The sequence below is a fragment of the Mariniflexile ostreae genome, assembly GCF_042427585.1.
Classification (GTDB): Bacteria; Bacteroidota; Bacteroidia; order Flavobacteriales; family Flavobacteriaceae; genus Pseudalgibacter; species Pseudalgibacter ostreae.
This window is the reverse complement of sequence record NZ_JBHMFC010000019.1, coordinates 1-20780: the sequence shown is the minus strand read 5'-3', so window position 1 is coordinate 20780 and position 20780 is coordinate 1. Positions and strand designations below refer to the sequence as shown.

Annotated in this window: 10 protein-coding genes; all 10 read right to left on the bottom strand. The window is 37.2% G+C overall.

Annotated elements, in window-relative coordinates:
* Nucleotides 1-69 precede the first annotated feature (69 nt).
* A complete protein-coding gene (locus ACFFU9_RS06205; RefSeq protein WP_379860530.1) occupies nt 70-3033 on the bottom strand; it encodes a CBM96 family carbohydrate-binding protein in 2964 nt (987 codons plus the stop codon).
* Nucleotides 3030-4757 carry a T9SS type A sorting domain-containing protein gene (locus ACFFU9_RS06200; RefSeq protein ID WP_379860529.1) on the bottom strand — a complete coding sequence of 576 codons (1728 nt, stop codon included), beginning with the start codon at nt 4755-4757 and terminating at the stop codon, nt 3030-3032. The genes ACFFU9_RS06205 and ACFFU9_RS06200 overlap by 4 nt, the downstream gene beginning before the upstream one ends.
* A gap of 238 nt (nt 4758-4995) precedes the next feature.
* Complete coding sequence (locus ACFFU9_RS06195) at nt 4996-5277, bottom strand: hypothetical protein (RefSeq protein WP_379860528.1); 282 nt, start codon at nt 5275-5277, stop codon at nt 4996-4998.
* Nucleotides 5278-5568: 291 nt separating this feature from the next.
* Nucleotides 5569-8181 (bottom strand): T9SS type A sorting domain-containing protein, encoded by a 2613-nt coding sequence (locus ACFFU9_RS06190; RefSeq protein WP_379860527.1) that lies wholly within the window; start codon nt 8179-8181, stop codon nt 5569-5571.
* 591 nt (nt 8182-8772) lie between these two features.
* Nucleotides 8773-12120, bottom strand: coding sequence for a carbohydrate-binding protein (locus tag ACFFU9_RS06185; protein WP_379860526.1), 3348 nt, complete (start codon nt 12118-12120; stop codon nt 8773-8775).
* 131 nt (nt 12121-12251) lie between these two features.
* Nucleotides 12252-13025 carry a DUF4998 domain-containing protein gene (locus tag ACFFU9_RS06180; protein ID WP_379860525.1) on the bottom strand — a complete coding sequence of 258 codons (774 nt, stop codon included), beginning with the start codon at nt 13023-13025 and terminating at the stop codon, nt 12252-12254.
* Between the two features lie 26 nt (nt 13026-13051).
* Nucleotides 13052-14296 (bottom strand): DUF5000 domain-containing lipoprotein, encoded by a 1245-nt coding sequence (locus ACFFU9_RS06175; RefSeq protein ID WP_379860524.1) that lies wholly within the window; start codon nt 14294-14296, stop codon nt 13052-13054.
* Nucleotides 14297-14328: 32 nt separating this feature from the next.
* Nucleotides 14329-15972: a RagB/SusD family nutrient uptake outer membrane protein gene (locus tag ACFFU9_RS06170; protein WP_512699413.1), complete on the bottom strand. Its 1644-nt coding sequence runs from the start codon at nt 15970-15972 to the stop codon at nt 14329-14331.
* A 250-nt stretch (nt 15973-16222) separates the two neighbouring features.
* Nucleotides 16223-19504, bottom strand: a complete 3282-nt coding sequence (locus tag ACFFU9_RS06165; protein WP_379860522.1) for a SusC/RagA family TonB-linked outer membrane protein — start codon at nt 19502-19504, stop codon at nt 16223-16225.
* A 588-nt stretch (nt 19505-20092) separates the two neighbouring features.
* Entirely contained in the window at nt 20093-20299 is a 207-nt protein-coding gene (locus tag ACFFU9_RS06160; RefSeq protein WP_379860551.1) for a transposase, read from the bottom strand.
* Between the last annotated feature and the right edge of the window lie 481 nt (nt 20300-20780).

The following is a 20780-nucleotide window of genomic DNA, read 5'->3' as shown; positions in this document are numbered from 1 at the left end:
TTTTTAAATCTCACAATATGGGTGTTTTTACATAAGAAAGACACCCTAGAGCCACTTCAAAAATACATCTTAAAGCTTCACTATTTTTTTTGTAATATGTTTCGATTTATCACTTATTTTTAAAACATATATACCACTATTTAATTCGGACAGATTTAATTTAACGCGTTGCGAAGTGGGCTTCATTTCTATTATTTTTTGTCCTGTTAAAGCATACACCCCAACACGCAGTTCATCGCTATCTAAGCTAGAAGAAACCAAAGAAATATGAAGATCATTTTGAACCGGATTAGGATACGTTTCTATTGAAGCATTTACCTCACTAACACTTAATGGTACACTTGAACATTCAATTACCAACTCAGGTGCAACACTACCAAAATCAAATTCTTTCGAATAAAAATCGACACCAATACCACTAAGCACTGGGTCTTTAACGGCAAAAGAAATAACTTTATCAGTATTAAATTCTTGAGCAACGTATGAGGATACATCCCATTCAGACCAAGTACTTGGGTTTGTTGTTATTACAGCACGTTCATGGTTATAAGCAGGTTTATTATTCCATGTAATGCCGGTCTCTGTCCAACTATCATCTGCCACATCATACACGCTACGCAAATCCTTAAAGCTCGTTCTTTGGTACATCCTAAGTTTTGCTGAAACAATAGGCCCAGGCACAGTACTTAAATCAAATTTCAAATAAATATACCGACCAGCAACCTTAGTTACCATAGAAGTTGCCGTGCCATAATTATCATTAGACTTGCCTTCATTTACATAAGCATCGGCATCTACACTTAAAGTAACCGTATCTGCTATGGCATTAACAACAGTTAACTCCTGTGACACATTAGGCGCAGCATTAAAAGAGGCATTTCCGTTTTGAGAGGCTGTAATAATGGTCGTTCCTGCTCCTACAATATGAATTTTACCATCAACAAGCGTTGCTACGTCTGTATTTGAACTGGTATAACTTAAATCTAAGCCAGAACTTGCTTGAGCTTCAGGAGCAAAATCTGCATGCCCTATAACTTTATTTGGAAGAGTAAAAAACTGAATCGTCTGATCCTCTTTTACAATCCCTGTTTGTGCCAGAGAAAAATGATCCAGTTTAAATGCCTGTGACGTGCCTGAGAAAGTCAATCTTAAATTTTGAACCCCTTTGTTTAGAATGATATCATCTGAAACGACATACGACTTCCAGTCTGAGCCACCTGTTGAATAAGGAGCACCAAAAGGTACAGCAACATCTGTAGTTTTATCTTCTCCTGCCACACTAATTTTAATTGTTCCACCTGCTTGCAAAGCAGCGTACTGGATAGTAATACCATAGACTGCTGTTTCTGGAACCGACACCGTATAGGAAAGCCACTCTCCTGATTCTATTGAAGTTACATTATACCCTCCATTTGGCATGGCTTCAATGTCTACATGATCCATAGTACGATATTCTCCTCCTGAATTATCAGCACTTAAATCGTGATAGGTCCGCCCTTCTCCATCAGCAATAGGGTCGTAATCAAAATTTTCAGCTTCAATTGGTGTAGCATCAATCACATTCATTGCGTAAACAGGCAGTCCATTGGCCTCAAAACCACTTATGGGATCTCCATAACACCATATTGGACGACGTGCCGTAAGTGCTCCCCATCCTAGTGCATCATTGGTCCATCCCGCTTGTTCATACCCAGAAATAGCGATTGACTTATCACGTGCCCGTGTTGTCCATTTTACCTCGTTTTCCGTTTTCAACCCTCTACCATAATAATGGGCTACGGGCATTTCAAAAACAGTTCTTATACCACTAAACTCCCCTCTACCTTCTGGGCTAATCGCTTTAGAGAACCAACGCCCCGTTCTATCCATACGTTCTATAAATTCTCCAGAAGCCACTGTGGGTTCCCATGGTGAAGTTTGATCAGGGTACGATTCTAACGCAGATACATTATATCTCATATTATATTCTAAGCCCAATAACAGTCTGTCATTTTCAAAACCATATAAATCTTCACCTTGATTCCATGCCATTTCGGCCATAGAGGTTAACAATCCAATACCAAAGGCTGTGTGTTGTTGATCGCGAGAGCTTTCTTGGCATTGTCCATTCTCCCAAATATAGTGGGTCATCACCTCATTATACCCATAATCCTCTTCTGTATCACCTTGTGTTATACTGTAAGTGTCGGAATACTGATTGGAAGCTGTTATGGCATTACTCGTATTGGGTCCAGCAGGATAAGGCAAATCATCTGTGCGATGTGGGAGTCCTTTAATATATCTTAAAGCCCGATCGTACATAATCTCATTGTCTAAAAATATGCCCATAGCCATAACGGTACGCCATCCAGACAAGCCCTGGTTGCCATGTCTAATCGGATCCCCTTGAAAAGCCTGCCAATAAAAAGTACCATAGGTTCTAGATACTTCTGCGGGAACTGCCGTATTCGAGTAGCCTGGAAACACTAGCATATCCTCAAACTTTTTTCTATCTGCCGAAGACCACCCGTTATAAGTGTGCTTTATTATTTCTGCCGCTTCTATCATGATATGGGCTATACCGCCACTTAAAGCGGTTGTACCATTACTGGTAACCGCTTCTAGATTTACCCAAGAGTTAAAAATTTCAATTGCTTTTTCTGCATGCCTAGCATCCCCTTCTACATACCAGCGAATAGCATTGTAATAGGCAGCTCTAATATCGCTATTCCAGGCGTTATAATTCACCTTATTATCTCTTCCCAACTCTGTAAAGGAGAGGTCGCCTTGCACGGCATAATTAAAGTCTGACTTAGAGTCTAATACCATATCTTGATAAGAAGTATACCATGGATCTACTTGAGCCGCTACCATATATTTTATACGGTCTAAGTCTGAAGTTTTATGAGAAATTCCTGGATGTACAAACTGGGCCTGCATAGAAGACCCTATTATAAAAAACAGAAATGCTAATAATACTGGTGTTACTAAAGTGTTGTCTACTTTAAACATTACACACTTTATTTTGGAAATATGAGTTGCTTTTATTTTCATCTTTTTAGGAATTTAAAACTTGAAATGTCTCCTTTATTTTTCAACTTAACCACATACAGCTGAACAGGTAAAAAAGAGATATCGATAGTTTGATTATTTGACAAAATTTCTTGTGACCCTACTTTTCTGCCTAAACTATCATATAGTTCCAGTTGTGCATTTAAAGCATTTATTATTGTTAATTGATTTGATGCAGGGTTAGGGTACATCATGATCTTAGAATTATCCTCTTCTTTAAGGCTAACATTTGACAAAGTTGCACTTGGAGTGGCTTCGATAGCTTCAGAATTATGATCCACTGCATTTTCATCAGTAACTTTAACATAATATAAATAAGTGACCCCATTTTCGGCTGTATTATCGGTATATGTGGTTCCAGGAACTCTATTCACTAACAATGTTCGACCCCCTGTATCGGAAGCTTTTTTTCTAAAAACACCTTGAATACCACTAGTTCCTAAATTTATCCCCTGAAGTTCCCAGTTTAAAGTTACAAATCCATTTCCTGCTGTAGTGGTAAGCATTACAAGAGGCTCAATAGGCTCTGGTTCTGGACTAGCTGCATTCGAATTGTAACTAACGCCTAAACCATCTGTTACCTTAATCCAGTACCAATACGTGTTGCCTTGTACGGCTGTATTATCGGTAAAATGCGCTCCATTTACGTTACTGGCTATCAATTGTCTACCACTTGTGCTTGAAACCGTATTTCTAAAGACATCCTGTTTTACAGCTTCTATATTTTTAAGTCCCCAGTTTAATGACACTTGTCCTCCCGCTTTAATAGCAGAAAGTCCAATGGTAGGCACAGTGCTGTAAACACAGGCTAAGTTTACATCTGAATTATTAGCCACTTGCGTTACCAATCCTGGCAAACTATAATCGGTGCCATTTCCATAGGCATTATTATGATAAGCCACTCCCGTAACACCATTAACACCTTTTATCCCTTCCAACGCATTGTTAGAAACACAATTTCTTCTAATATCTATATTGGTAGTCGCAACACCTTCTGAATTTGCTAAAATCCCTACATCGCCATTATCCTTAACAATACAGTCATGCACTAAATAACCATCAGTATTAGCAGCACGAACACCTCTAAAATAATTCCCAGACATTTCACAATTGTAGATTTCAATATCTTCGCTATAGGAAATATTAATACCATTTGCAGAGATAGAGTTAAGGAACTTACTGTCTCTTACTTCAGCACCATAAACACGTCTTAAATATAAGTTATGCGCATAACCCTCTTTTGTTACCGCTCCATTGCCCTCAAAAAGGCAATCTTTTATAAGTAAATTTTTAGCCCCTTTAATATGAACGCCCCAGCCCGTGTTATAGCAATGTACATTTAAGAGCTGGATATTATCATGATCCACACCTTGTGATGTTATTTGAATACCACCACCATTAACACCATTAACACCTTCTATTTCAATATTTTGAATTACAATATTAACCAAACCTTCAGCATCTGCATTAATAACCTGAATATTAGTATTCGTTTTAATTTTACTTGCCCAATTCCCTTCACCCTGTAATGTAATATTGCTCTTAATCCTTAAAGGGGTGGTTACAATATGTGTACCAGCCGCAACGGTTACCACGCCACCGCCACTAGAGGCTACTGTGTTGATTGCCTGCTGAATGTCCTCTCCTAAACCAACGGTTATATCGGTTGCCCAAATGGGTGTCGAGACCACACATAACAGTGCCATAATAAATAGCTTTTTAATGTTGTAATTTTTTCTCATAATTTTATTTAATTTAGTTCAAGTAATATTACAAATAGAATTAAATTATTGTTTTAAATTCTGATGCGTTTACTATAAATTATGATTCTTTTTAAAGTAAAAAAAGAGAAAAGCAATAAGGGCTCCTTGTTTATAAGCATAAAAAAAGCCCTACATTCTAAAAAGAACGCAAGGCTTTTGTACGCAAAAAATCTATTTAAAATTATTTAATTTGAGGTTGATTCCATAATCTATAAGGATCCTTATACTGCTCCATTTGAGACAGCAGCAAGGCCTCCATTTCTGCAAGCTTATCAGCATATTTAGGATTTTCTGCTAAATCTGTCTCCATTTCATCTGTTCTTTTATGTTCTGGCAAGTATTCATTCGGGTTTTTGGCAATGTTAAAAAGTTGTGTTTCTCTTATCTTTCCATCCATAACATCGTACTTAATCAATTTCCAATCTCCTTTCTTAACGCCAGAAATAAACACTTCAGTTACCACAAGTCTCTTTTCCTCAACACAAAGGCTTTACCCCTTGATTGGCGACTTGAGTGTTTGGGTTAAATCCTCAATTAATACTACCGATTAGCCCAGGCATTCAAATTACATAGCCTTATGAGTATGTTTTTCTGTTCTTCACAAATCTCCCTCTTAGATGTTAATGAAAGACGCATCTAACATATAATCTCAGACGTTATAAAAACCTGTTCTTACATAGAAGTAATAATGAGCTTAACTATATTGGTAATAATCATAGTACAGATTTTTAAACTGGACATCTTTAATTATAAGCTACTTTTTTATAATTTTTCTTATTAATTTTTCACTATAATTATTTAAATGGATAAAATAAAGACCGCTTTCTAAATGCGATATATCTACTTTCTGTTTGTTCTTTTTGACAGTTGTTTGGAGCACTATTTTACCTAACACGTTAAATATTTGTAAATCTGCTCCAAACATGTTGCTCTCAATTATGAACTCGCTTTCAACCGGATTAGGGCTAATAGAAATGGCATCAAAAGTATCGAACTGCTTATTTGATAAAGAAGGGCCAACTCCATAGACCTCCACTTCCGCAAGTGAAACAGCATATTGTGAGGTTTTATTAATCCTTACAACACTTCCCTCAACACCTCCAGTATTTATACTTAGCATAGGTTTAGGAGCCTCAACATACAACTCATTAAACGTTGTGTTCCCGTGTACATCTGTCACTTCTACAGTAAAATTGTTTAACCTCTCTTCATATCCTGACCTGTTATAGATGTTGATAGTTTCAATATGGTAATTTCGGTCTAAATCTACTTGCCACCACTTAAGTGAATCATTTGTTCCATGAGCCGAATGGGACACAGACCCATTCCCAAAGTTACCATCGGTATTCCCGTCTATCGCCAACTCGGCACACCCACCATAAGGACAAGGATCTGATTCAATCGATTGGCTGGCAGTACCGAATAAGGGTGCGAGATTTACCGGCTCAGGATCCGCTTTCACCAAATTTAGTGTCATATGATTAAGTTCAAAGGCATTATTAGTCCCGCTAAATAACACTTTCATCGCCTGCACGCCTCTTGTGAGACGTACTCGGTCTCCTACTTTAAGGTCTTTATAGTCGTCAAGTCCAGTCGAGAACGAAGCCCCAAACGGAACGTCCACTTGGGAGGTGACATCATTCTCTCCAAAATTGAATTTAATTTTTCCTCCCTTAGCCCCAGCAGCATATCGGATACTTAAATCATAGACGCCATTGGTTGGAACACTCACTGTATATGTCAACCATTCACCATCCTGTATATCTGTAACAGTATAACCTCCCTCACTACAGTCTTTTATATCGACCTTTTCATCTGTTCTATAAACACCCCCTGAATTTGTGGCGCTCAGATCGTTATAGATTTTTCCCTGTCCATCTACCGCGAAAAAGTCATAATTCTCTGCTTCGATGGTTAATGGTAAAAGGTTCATATCATATTTGGGCAAGCCATTAGCATCAAAGCCACTAATGGGGTCTCCTGGGCTCACACGACGGTATTTCAAACCTCCTAACCCAGGAAAATCGGTTGTAGTGAGTTGCTCCAATCCGATTTCATTTGTTAAAAAGTCAAATCCTCGCTCCAACCATTTAATGTCTTCAAACGGAAGGTTCATTCTATATTTATAATGTCCCAAATTAGATTCCAACGCCGGGCTTACCAAAAGATCTTTCCGGCCCCGGTGCCATACGTCATCTGTAATAGTTTGGGCGAGGTAAGGATTGATTTTAAGTGCTTTCCATCGTCCTGACCGGTCAAAACGCTCTAAATACTCTCCTGATTCTACGGTGGGCTCCCATGGGGTTAACTGGTCTGGAAAACTTTCCACCCAACTTAAATTATAACGGTACCAGAAACTGAGACCTAAAAGAAGTCGATTATCCAAATGACCATAAAGATTTCCACCTTGGTTCCAATCAATCTCTGCCATCGTACATAAAGTTGCCACACCTCCGTGGGCATGTGCTTGATCTCGGGAACTTTCTTGACATTGGCCATTTTCGTAGATATAGCTACTTATTACTTCGTTGTAACCATAATCAACAACTTCATTAGACAGCCCCGTGAAATTATACTCCTCAAAATGCTCATAAATTGCTTTGAGGCCACTACTGGTAGGAGGGCCAGACGGATAAGGTAAATCATCGATACGGTGAGGGTATCCCTTAAGATAACGTACCGCGCGATCGTACATAATCTCATTGTCTAGAAAAACTCCCATGGCCATCATGACACGCATTCCAAAAATCCCTTGATTACCATGTCGAGCCGGATCCCCTTGGTAGATCAGCCAATATAAGGTATGATCACCACTTGCAATTGCAGCAGCTGGAATCGTTGTATTGGAATAACCTGGATACACCAGCATATCCTTAAACTTCTGAATATCGGAAGTATGCCATCCGCTATAAGTACTTTTAATAATCTCAGCCGCCTCAATTAACTTCCAATGCCGTCCTCCTGCAAGAGCAAAATTTATTTCCTGTTTTTTAAGATCAGACCACACCCTAAATACCTCAACAGCCTTTTCTGCATGTCGTGGATCCTCTGTTATATACCACATTAGAGCATTATAGTAGGCAGAAATACCATCATTGATCATAAACTTATTCCAGCTTGATGTAAGAGTGGTCATCCCGGTGTTACCCCCTGCAACCTGAACATTATAACTTGCTCTAGGATGACTTGCTAAAAGTTGAAACGAACTGGCATATGGTTCAATACCCGCCTCTACCATATATTTCATCCTATCTAAATCAGATTTCTTATGGGATAATCCGGGATGTACAAACTGTGCCGTTACGGATGAAGCAGTTATAAAAAGTAAAACAAATAGAACGTGATTTTTTTTCCTAATGTCATTCATTACTAAAAATTTTATCTGGTTAATTTCAGTTACACACTTTAAGTTTTATACCATAAAGGTTAAAACGACCGCTTACCTTTTCTAAATCAGTAAGCAGGAGACAAACACCTCTTATTTAAGCTTTTGGAGAACAAAAAAATATTACAATCTGAAAACCTTTTTCTTATAATTTATAATGGATTTCTAGTCAATCAGCTGTTATATAAAAGTGCAATTATTAGAGCACACCATTTAAGTGGCCTTAACCCATACAAACTACTAATCTTAATTTAAACAGACCTACCCTAACGTGACACAATGGATCATTGAAGGGTCATTCTATATACAAATAGATCAGGTCATATATCAATATTGGTTTTCAGACCCATTTGAGAAAAAGCAAAAACATGAATCAAAAAAGCTTTTAAAATAGCTTCATAGCACATTTAATATACTAACCGAATTTGAAAGACGTAACCTTCAAAACAATAGACCACCTTCAGGCCTATCTCAATTTGTTTACTCATGACTTAACGCAATAACTGGATGCTCCAATTTCCGATAGACTTTATTTTCGCAGACATTCCAGATGTATGATTCTGTTTCTAAGAATTATTTTTTAATTACTTTTTTAACTGTAATACCTTTTTCACTTTTAAACTTGAAAAAATAAATACCTAAAGGAAGCATTTCTAAACTCAGCACTTTTTCATTTTCCAAAATGATAAACTCAGATTCTAAAGCACCAAGTATATCATAAATTTCTAATTTTAAACCCGACCCGTTACGAATGGTCACTCTATTTTCGGCTGGGTTTGGATATATCCCTATTTTCTCTAATGAAACATCATCAACACTTAATGAACTTGTTCCTAAAACTTCAACTTCTGCTAGGGACAACCCACGATCAGAGGCTTTTGATATCCTGACAACCTGACCTACTATCGTTCCAGTATCTATGGTCAGTGGACGAGAGGATGGATAATTTTCGAAAAATTGAGTAAATACAACATCGCCGTTAGCGTTTTTCACTTCAACTGTAAAACTATTTAAGTCATTCACGTAATTACTCCCTGTTCTACCATAAACTGCAATTTTCCGGATAGCTTTATCTGCCCCTAAATCTACTTGCCACCACTTTAGCACATTAAACCCAGTAGCACCATGTTCGGTATGCGTTACGGAACCATCACCGTAATTACCATTTGTGTTACCATCAATAGCTCTACCAGCCACTCCTTCATAAGCTGTGCTTGATTGAGTAGCCACACTTCCATTTGTAGCTAAGGCCAAATTATCCAATGAAACGACTTCGTCATGAAACTCAAACCAATCTAAATTGAAAGCGCCATTTCCAAAGTGCAAATAGACCTCGTGTTCACCAGTAACCTCTTGAAGTAAAGGAACCGTAATCTCTTCCCAGACTTCCCACCCTCCTGTTTTAGGGACTGTAGCGGTAGCAATCATGGCCCCCTCTTTTGGATGGTCTAGCATCACGTTGATATAACCATTTTCTACAGTTGCTTCAGTAGGATAGCCGGCCACATTGAAAGTGATTTGAGGCGGTGATAATGTCGTAAAGTCAACACTCCCATACCGGATCCAATCTTTATCATTGATCCCCCCAAGATACGCATCGTTTATAGGTACTACGCCAAACATCTGGCAGTATTCCAGTGCACTTATTTGGCTATATGCCTCATAAGCCCCCCCTAAACATGTGTCGTTATAAAAATAAAAATTATCAATATTTAGTAGGTTTCCATTCCCGCCTGTGAATACCAAATAAATATCATGAAGTCCGGTAATTTCGGTATTTGAATAACTTGAAAACATCTTATAGTCATTCCAATCACCGGTGCTTTCAACATTTACGGTTGTTAGCAACACCCCATCAACGGCACCACTACGCACCTCAATCTGCCCTCCATCTGTAGCCGATGAGGCCAAAATTTGAATGGCGTTAAAAACATCATCATTCCCAAAGTCGACATTTGCGAATTTAAGGTAATCTGTGTTTTCAATAGTGGTCACCACTTGATTAAATGCTGAACGATTTTGAAGAGTAATATCTGAAGAACTACAAAATGCTTCAGCACTTATAGGTAAAAGTGGATTATAAGACGCACTAGAACAGGGGTCTTTCTCGAAACTTATTTTATCTAAATTAAACAACCAACCTGTTTCAGTGCCATGTCTAAATACAAAGTAAAGATCCGTTAACCCACTAACCACTTGATTTAACCCTACAGAAAACTCATGATATGTTTCTTCACTTAAAGTACTTGATATAGCCACTGTGGCCAATAACGCTCCATTAACACCACCCATTCTAACTTCAATTGCTGCATCATTAACCATACTAGATACCACAGCGGTTATTGACGTCATTCCGGTTAAATCAATAGCATTAAAGTTAATCCAATCTTCATTGCGAATACCATAAATTTCCTTTTGATTATTGTTCTCTGGGATACCCCTAACTCCAACGCCAAGCATATCATCATAACATTCTGCTTCAAGGTTATTGGCAGTATTGTTACATAATTTTTCACTACAATCATCCAACTGAGTTACCGTATTATCAGACCCATTATTGGTTACGGGCCCACAAGAGAAAACATCGCAATTAAAAGCGTTTTCTAAAACAACTGGGTAAGGAGTGTTATTTATTAAGGTGACATTATTGGCGTTTCTAGTAGGAGGCGGCTCTACAGAGCCTACCAGAAACCTGCTTGCCAATCGTGTACCACCTAAGACGATTTTTATATCAGGATTATAATAAGTTGTTCCATCATGGATGGTTATATTATGATTAGTCCCGCCCATATAAAAATACGGGGCATTTCCTATTTTAGGAATATAATCATCTAGCAAGGTCACTTCATAAGTCGCATTAGAACGCGCAATATCTTCCGACAAAATGGGGCCAACCGATGCGTCTGCACGACAGTTTATAACATCTCCATCATTGCCTAGCCAAAACCCTCCTTCACAGGCTAATGCGGTGCAATTTTCTATGCGCTTATTCTCACCTCCTTCGGCTCCGGTATTAACCCCCACTCGCATCTTTACAATAGTACAGTTTAGAACGGTTGTATTAAGCGTACCTCTACTTACACCAGTAGAATTACCATCAGAATCAAAAACTACACCGGTTGAATACGCTCTAATTCCAGCTTCTTGTAGACTAAAGGTATAATCGCTTTGGTGATCTCTTAAATCAAAACCCCAAACCGTTAAAAAGTCTACGTTATCTGCTGGAGACCCAGTACCTTCTTCTTGTAATACCTCACCAATGGTTCTTAATTCACCTTCAACATAACAGCCTTCTATTACAGCATCATGAGAACCTTGAACAAAAATCCCATGCCCGTAGGCTCTCATAATAACGGTACAGTTTTTTATATGATTTCTATCGCCTCGTATCAATATTCCTGAGTGTTTATTGTGACTGACAACACTTCCACCTCCTTTTCCAAATATATCACCGTAACCATAAGGAAAAGAGCCTCTAGTGGTAGTTTTAAAACCTTCCACCAAATTATCTGAACCATCAAGATGAAGCGTCCCAGCTCCTTTAGTAGGAACGGTATTTCCTATATCTTCCAGAGTTAAATTTTTATAGATATTATTACTTCCCACTGGCCAAAATTCAATAACATCTATGCTTCCAAATTGAGTAAAAACATTGGTATCAATTTCAAATTTCACATCTGTAAAATCGAAAACGCTGTTATTGCCAGTGAACAACAATAATCTTGGGTCTGAAAACAATTTACCTGGACCACAATTATCGGTATTAAAATAATATGTACCCGGTGTCATTACAAAACTTTCATCACTAGTGTTTAGTTCCGCTTTTAATTCTTCTAAAGTGTTAATTACGGTTTGGGCGCGCGTATTATATACGATAAGCAAAAAAACAGCAAGTACAAATTGTAGTATCTTTTTTTTCATATGACTAATAATTATTTAAAATTCCAGTTAAGATTAAGTTGATTATCTGACTACTTTAAAGAAAATCAACATATCTCCCCAAACAGTTAATCTCTGGGAAGATATGTTAACAAGCACTATGTCCTCTAAAACTATAGCTTTAATGGAAACACTTCTTCAGTAGCGTTGCTTTCAAAAATATAAGGAGAATCTGCTACCGCCCTATAAAAGGTTGTATAGATAAAGGTTTCCTCAGAGATAAAATCTGGAATTATGGTAACGTCTTCAGATTCGTCAACGACGATAACTTTCTCTGTTCCATCAACACTACTCGTGTAGATAAGTTCACTCCTAACCAAGAGTTTATTTCGTACAATTTCCTCGTTACTGTTATTTATAGCTCTGTTAGAGACCCAGTTAATTACTGCTTCTGAATCAGAATATTGACTTATTGTTGAAAATTGTCTTGCCTGTAAGGATTCCTTATAGCTTTGCCCTAACACTGTACCAAAGACATCATATTTAATAGACGCGTTACCATCTACATCCTCTAAGTGAACAAAATACTCGCTACCTCCCTCTGACAACTCTAACTCAACCTCATAGATTTCTGGTTTGAATAGCGTTCTATCAATGTCAATTGTTGTGACTATTTTATCATCATCATCCGTTTTATCATCATCAAATAAAGCAATAACAGCCTTTTTTATTTTTGGATCCGCGTTAACGCAAACCTGAAATAAAATTTTATTGTAATCTGTGGATACGACTGCCACAGAATCAGGTTTCGCTATACTTACCACCTTTTCTGGAATATACTGATCATAGGTTTCTACTAAATCAGTATCACAAGAAAGGCAAAGTAATATTCCTAGTACTCCAATTCCAACAAACAGAATTTGTTTTTTTATTGAGTTATAATTCATAATCTCTTATTTTTTATATTTAATTTTTAACGGTTATCACCATAAAATTCAACTTCACTTAGATGTAATAGCGTCGCCTTTCTATCTTGATTTACTTTCTGGACAAATCTGATATAACGAACTTTTGGCATATCTGGTGAAATTTCAAAATTAAACCCAGCCTCTCCCGCTTCAATATCTTCAGTTGTATTTTCGTTCCCTGGTTGTCCAGAAGGCTTTACAGGGGAAGCATTTTCTAACAATAAGGTCCATCCGTCTAAACTTCCATCTACATTCAATTTATCACTTCCCCATAAATCAAAAAGATGAGGGTTTCCATGACGCCAGATGTAATTTCCTGTCCGAGGCCAATATTTAAATCTATAAACTTGAGATAACATTCCTAAATCCATAGTAAACATAACTACATTAAGATTGACGCCATCATAGGACCAATCTGCATATTCCGGTAATGAGCCAGCGGGATCCACCCATCCAGACCCCGTGTGAAATCCATTGTTTCCACTTACTACTCCATCCCATAAATTTGGCAAGACCCACCCATAGTCAGATGGTGTATCATGTATTTGATATACCGCTTGATATTTAGCTCTATCAAACATCTCAATATAAAGTGGGGCTAAGCTTGCCTTTATCTCACTACAAGCATTATCAAATCTGTCTTTAACCACAAATACATACTCAGTTTCCATGGCTGCCTGCCCCAATATCAAGCGAGTTCCGTCAGGAGCAGATGTGTAAACAGCATCTTGAAAAACTAAATTTCCGGTACTGTCCTCCGCATAAATTTCTATGGTTACCAGACCCTTTTCTGGGTTTTCCCAAAACAATTTTATACCTCCATAGTCTTCCACTGCATAGAGTGTTTCACATACATATTTATAAGGTGGTTTTTCTGGATTTATGGACACTGTAGTAACAGGCGATCTATTCTCTGATTGATCTACCCCATAGAGCTGCACGTCATACGCTGCGGCTTCTGAAAAGCCGTCAACTCTTAAAGAATTATTAAAAACAGATGATTTAGTTCTTACCACTTTGCCATTTTGCTTTCGCTGGTATTCCGCAACCACATATAACATGTCAGCTTGATTAGGGAGATTATACGTTATTATAGACGCCCCCGCCAAGTTTTCAACGCCCCCCCCATCTACCACTACAGGGCCAGGAGCAATACCATCATCTTTTATTAACGAAGTTATATTATCTTCTGTACAGCTAGTTGCCACCACCATACACAAAAGCGCAACAAATAATTTTAATGTCTTCATTGTATTTTATTTAATTATTAAATAATTTTTAACTACCAGCCGAATGCCTGATCTAAATTAGGATTTGCTAATATGTCTTTTTCAGATATAGGCCAAAAATAATCCTTTATGGAGAAGCTTGTTGCTCCATAACTTACAATATCATAGAACTTTTCAGGTGTTGTTTCGGTGTAGCGCCAACCAGTCATTGGTGTATTGTTTAATTTGATATGCGCTTTGAACCACCTTCTTAAATCCCAAAAACGATGTCCTTCAAAAGCCAATTCGATCAAGCGCTCTTGATGAATAATTTCTCTTAAGCCGTCTTTAGTAGATGGCTTAGCTGGATTAACGGAATACGCATTCCATGAAGCCTCAACCCCCTCTAATCCAGATCTACTTCTAACAAGGTCGATATACTGAAATACCTCAGTGGAAGGACCTGACAGCTCATTTAAACATTCTGCATATAATAAATACAAATCGGCTAACCTATAAACTGGCCACGCATAATTTTCTGCGGTAAAAGTGTTATTTCCGATCGCTGATTTATAATGCACTAGCTTTTTGGGCCAATATCCGGTTTGATTATATTGCCGATCATTAATATAACCAGATATACCACCGTTTTTGGCATCAACAACGAATAAATTTGTGTCGTCTTGCTCATTATTAACGTCATAAGATAAGATACCGTCACCAGCTAAAGACGCATAGAATCTTGATTCTCTATTTAAGTGCAATCCAATTGTTTCATAGCCCTCTTTTACGTAAAACTTATTATCAGCATCCCCGGTTTCCAATTCATATCTATTGTTATAATTATATGAAGCATCTTCTTCAATAGGCACACCGTTTTTAGAATAAAACAATTCCGCCATATGTAAAGGTGCAGAGTGATATGAATTCACCTGTCCTGAACTTGACCCCGCATAGTTTGGATCAATTCGCGCAAAACTAAAGTTTTGGATACTATTTGTTGTAGGATAAGCTTGTCCCCATATAATTTCGTTATTCCACCTGCTTGTAATAGCACCACGGAGATTCATCTTTGTCATAGTTTCCTGCGACAAACTATACCCCGATGTAAATTCATACAAGGAATTCCCCGCGTCATGAGCGAAGTCGATAGCCTCCCTACAAGCATCTGCAGCACGTTGCCACTTATCAGCTTTAAAGGTTTGATTAATATATGGCATACCTTCACTATTAGTCCAAGACGCATATATGGCATTACCATTTAGCAATGGGCTAGCACTAAATGCTAAAACCTTGGCTTTTAGCATGGCTGCTATTGGCTTAGTTGCTCGCCCTAACTCTTCTCCTTCCAAAAAGATTCGAGATGGCAAAAACTCAATAGATTCATCCAATAACGACACTATATAGTTTACCACATCATCAACGGGATCCCTCTCTATACGCACCGAAAGCACATCTTCACTAACTTCAATATTCTCAGCAATAATTGGAATTGGGCCATACATTCGTAATAAATGATAATGATAATAGGCTTTTAAGAATTTTACTTCTGCCTTCCATCTGTCTTTCTCCTCATCAGTCATGTCCCTGACCGCATCTATCCGATCAAGGAAAATATTACAATCTCTAAGGGCAATATGTGGTTTATGACGGCTTCCGTATCCCCAATCGTTATACAAAGGACTTGCCTTGGATTGCTCTCCCTGAGATAACCTCATTGCGGTCCATGTTTGATGGGTCCAAATTTCATCTCCTCCAGCTAACGCCACATTACCGTTAATATCAGAGAATTCTGGCAAATACCCATATAAGGTAAAAAAGAATTTTTTGGCATTAGCGCGATTGTTAAAAACTAAATCAAAGGTAGCTACGTTATCTGGTACAATATCTATATAGTCTTCACATGAAAATATGCATAGAAATATAATTGAATATACAATTTTATTTATTTTTTTCATTTTTCTTATTTTATAAGTTAACTCTGACACCTATATTTGCTGTTCTCTGCAAAGGATAATTCATTCCACCACCTCTTAACTCCGGATCCCAAAGTTTGAACTTACTCCAATGGGCTAAATTAGTTCCACTTAGATAGAAACGAACACTAGCTTGTCCAAATACGCCTGTTTCTGGCACAAAGTTATATCCTATTTCCAACGATTTTAATCTCATAAAGGAGCCGTCTCGCATCCACCAAGTACTTGTTTGATTATTATTGTCGACTGCATAGCTAGATAATCTAGGCCACAACGCATAAATGTCTTGATTTTCCTCGGACCAATGGCTATCCGCAAAAGCTTGTAAGATTTGGTTTTCTGCAATAGCATCGGACAAATAGTCACCACCCGCATCTGTATCAGCAAAAGGTGTTAACTTGGATGAATCCATAAAAAAGGACACATTATCCAAACCGGCAAAAAACGCAGAAATATCAAAATTTTTGTACCCTAAAGAAAACCCAAAACCATAACTTACTTCTGCCTGCGTAGGCTCTCCAATTGGGACAATATCTAAACTGGATATAATACCGTCCCCATTGATATCAGTATATTTTATATCACCAGGCATCACTTCTCCAAATTGCTGTTCTGGCGAATTGGCCACATCAGCTTCATCAACAAATAAACGCTCGGCAACCAAGCCATATGCTTGATTAAATGGATTTCCAATTTTAGATAGCCATGGCGTAGCAGATAAGTCTGCTTCCTCATATACAGTGTACTCACTACTGGTTTTTACATAATTCGCAGTTGCCTGCAACCACCAGTCTCTATTAAAACTATGATTGACCAATAAGGTGAGCTCAAATCCATTGGACTTGCCTTCTCCCAAGTTAGCCACGGGTGCTGCTTGCAATCCCAAAAAAGAAGGGATATCCGCACGGGTTTGTAAAATATCTGTCGTTTTTTGCTTAAAATACTCTGCTTGGAACTGTATGGCATCTTTAAGAAGATTGATCTCTATACCATAATTTTGCTTATATGCTTTTTCCCAAGAAATATGCGGGTTTTCATATCTGCTTATCGAGACCCCCCCGCTTGAATCTTGGCCAAAGGTTCCAAATTGCGCTCCAGCTCCACTATCATTTAAATTAACATTTGATAAATAAAAGAAACGATCGTTTCGATTACCTATGTTGGAATTTCCAACTACCCCATAAGACCCTCTTAGCTTAAACCTACTAATAAGGTCAATGTTCCAAAAATCTTCATTCGAAACAACCCATGCTGCACCAACTGAAGGAAAGAAACCAAACCGATTTTTCTTCGCAAACCGCTCTGAACCATTGTAACCAAAGTTTCCTTCAATAAAATACCTTCTATCATAGTCGTAAGTGAAACGACCAGACACACCAACATTTCTACTTGGAAGCGAAGATTGCAAATCAGTTGCATTACCATCTACAGACTCTCTAATAACACCCACTAACAATCCACTAATACTATGTTTAAAAGCGAAGGTTTTGTCATAATTAAGTGCGGTTTCAAAATAAAGATTTCTATTAACAATTCTTGAGTTTTGATCTTGAGTAAAATTCAAATATTCTGTCCCACTTAGAGGATTCAAACTTGTTAATATATATGTGTCATCGGCTCTATTATAATTATTATCTCTAATAGCGTAATAATAAGGCTCATATTCTCTAGATATGTTATATGATGAAGTATTGGTAACATTACCAAGCGCTCTCCAATGCAAGCCTTCTAATATTCCGCTTAGGTCTTGCCTAATCTGTAAACTTAAGATACTTACTGACCTACTGTAATCGCGATATCCTCTTACCAACTCAGCATACGGATTTAAATAACCCGCCAACTCTCCATCTCCGGTATCTACATTTCCAAATAAGAGATGTTCTGCGGATTCATTAGCAGCATCAGGAGCATAATATGCTGGATACCGAACTGGATTGGTTCTATTAATCATATTGTACACCTGATTACCGGTAGGAACAGGTCCTCGATAATCATCTACAGTCGCATTTAGATTAACCAAAAGTTCTGTAGTGGGTGTCAAGTCAATATTAACATTGGACCTTAGGTTGTAAACTTTATTATCTATATTATTATTATAATTAGCTTGTTTATCAACTCTAAGTATGCCACTGTCTTGAGCTACAGATCCAGACACATAATACCTTGCTACTTCACCTCCGCCAGATACACTAAAATTCAATCTTTGATTCATAGTAAAATCTTTCAGCAACTCGTCCTGCCAATTTGTAACAGGGTAAACAAACGGGTTAGTTCCTGCAACAGTATTATCGATTTTATTTTGTAAATATGGTAAAGGATCATTGCGGTTTGGTGAAAGGTTTCTTGTATTAACTGCATCCATATGCAACCTCAGGTAGGTTAAAGGATCTGCCAACTCTAAGTTCTGTGTAGCTTGAGAATAAGTAGTTTCATACCTGACCGAAACTCGCGGTTTCCCTAACTCTCCCGTTTTTGTAACAATGGCAATTACTCCATTAGCACCCCTCGCACCATAAATAGCTGTAGCTGTAGCATCTTTGAATACAGAAAAACTTTCAATATCATCAGGTGATATTCTTGCTAAGTCATCCGCTGTCAATTCTATATTATCAACTAAAATTAAAGGTGAGGAATACTTTCCAAAAGTAGTAGCGCCTCTAATAAAGAACTCGGCATTATCTGATCCACCACCTGGCTCTCCGGAGTTCTGAAAGGCAATCACTCCTGGCACTCTACCCGCAAAAGAGGTTGTTAAATTACTAGAAGGAATTTTCAAGTCTGCTGGTTTTACAGTAGTTACTGAACCAACCAATGCTTCTTTTGTTTGAGTACCGTAACCAACAACGACAACCTCATCCAAACCTGCGAGATCTTCAATCATTGTTATATTAAGAGAAGTAAAATTTCCAATGACAATTTCTTGAGTTTTAAAACCCACATAGGAAAACACTAAAGTTTCTCCTTTGGAAGCTGTAATTCGGAAATTCCCATCAAAATCTGTCTGAGTTCCCTTATTAGTTCCTTTTACTATAATATTTGCGCCAGGCACCGGAACACCACCTTCACCCAGAACGGTTCCTGTAATTTCAGTCTGTTGATAATCAGCCCCGTCCTTTTTATTGCTCATTGTAATTGAACCAGGTTCTACTGAGACCTTGGTGCTTGCATACCCATTTAATACAAAAAAGAAGCATACCGTTACCGATTTAATAGCCTTTGACAGTGTTTTTCCACTAATTTTCAGGGGATAAATAAAGGAATAAAATTTATTCATACTTTTTTATTTAATAAATTAATGTTTAAAATCTAAGTTTGTTTTGAGTTTTTTTTTTCATAAAGCTTTAAGATTTGTTTTCATAATTTTAGTTTTAGTTAATTACAACTCTTTTTTTTTAACACTTACATAACCTTTTGTTAACGTTTATTTATGTTAATATTAACGTTTGCTAAGAAAAGAGTACTCCAAATTAACTCAAAAATCGATGACTGTTCTATAAATCTATACCCAAAACCTATAAATCACCATTCATTACACCCTCATTTAAAGCACATTACCATACTAAAAAGATAATTCAAACATAAAATATGAATTATTTTAAAAAATACTTTTCCTTTTTTATGACTTTTGTCATTGTTTTTAATAAATGACATGAAATCTATATTCCCCCTACACAGACTAATAAAACAAACCTATGAACACCCTGACATTTAGGCAAATACAAAAAAAAAAAAAAAAAAAAAAATCAAAAAGAAACGTAATAACACTAATTATGAATCAAAACGAGCCTTTTAAAGCATCAATATAGAATTCATATTTGACGATATTTAGATTGTTTTGGTTACTAAATTTTTTTTGAAAGTTTCATTTAGTCATTTTTTCAGCTCCTTTAAATCGCCATACTTTTTCAGCAGGATTTAGTTCTGGTGTATATAGAGGTATTCTGAAAAGCTTGATATTGTAGGGAATAGTAATATTTTCTGTAGAATGAAATCCGGAATTGTCAATGATTATTATTTTAAGTTCCTCTGGCCTGTATTCGGAAAAAGCTCTTAGATAAGCTTCAAATATGAGTGTATCAATACCTTCTATTTCTCAAGTAAAATGACTTCCATCAATTGGAGAGAAACTGCCGTATAAATATGTGTTTTTTAAAACCTTTTGAAAGTTTAGTATTGGTTTTACCCCATTTGCCGTAAGTACGGTCTCCACATGGGGCATAAGCCCAAATCTGCTCTCATCCTGAAAATACAGACTAATGGACTCATAATGTTTTTTTAGACTTAACCTTAATTACTCTAAGGTATTATACCAATTTAATTGTATAATGTGATTTTTTAGTATGTTTACTAATGGTAAAACCACAAAATTTTACAATGAAGTGTTTAAATTTTTTTCGAAAAGTAAGAAAGGGTTGTGGATATTTGTGTTGCGAAACATAAATAACGAAATCACAACCCTATATGTACTCAGTACTCGACAAATATACAATAGAAATGGAAATTGTGCCATACTTACCAATGCCAAAAAGAGGTTTTCCTCCAACTGTTCC

Coding starts and splice junctions, on each gene's coding strand:
- ACFFU9_RS06205 (WP_379860530.1), bottom strand. CDS start 3,033: ATGAAAATAAAAGCAACTCATATTTCCAAAATAAAGTGTGTAATGTTT.
- ACFFU9_RS06180 (WP_379860525.1), bottom strand. CDS start 13,025: ATGAATTATAACTCAATAAAAAAACAAATTCTGTTTGTTGGAATTGGA.
- ACFFU9_RS06175 (WP_379860524.1), bottom strand. CDS start 14,296: ATGAAGACATTAAAATTATTTGTTGCGCTTTTGTGTATGGTGGTGGCA.
- ACFFU9_RS06165 (WP_379860522.1), bottom strand. CDS start 19,504: ATGAATAAATTTTATTCCTTTATTTATCCCCTGAAAATTAGTGGAAAA.
- ACFFU9_RS06170 (WP_512699413.1), bottom strand. CDS start 15,972: ATGAGGTTATCTCAGGGAGAGCAATCCAAGGCAAGTCCTTTGTATAAC.
- ACFFU9_RS06200 (WP_379860529.1), bottom strand. CDS start 4,757: ATGGCACTGTTATGTGTGGTCTCGACACCCATTTGGGCAACCGATATA.
- ACFFU9_RS06190 (WP_379860527.1), bottom strand. CDS start 8,181: ATGAATGACATTAGGAAAAAAAATCACGTTCTATTTGTTTTACTTTTT.
- ACFFU9_RS06185 (WP_379860526.1), bottom strand. CDS start 12,120: ATGAAAAAAAAGATACTACAATTTGTACTTGCTGTTTTTTTGCTTATC.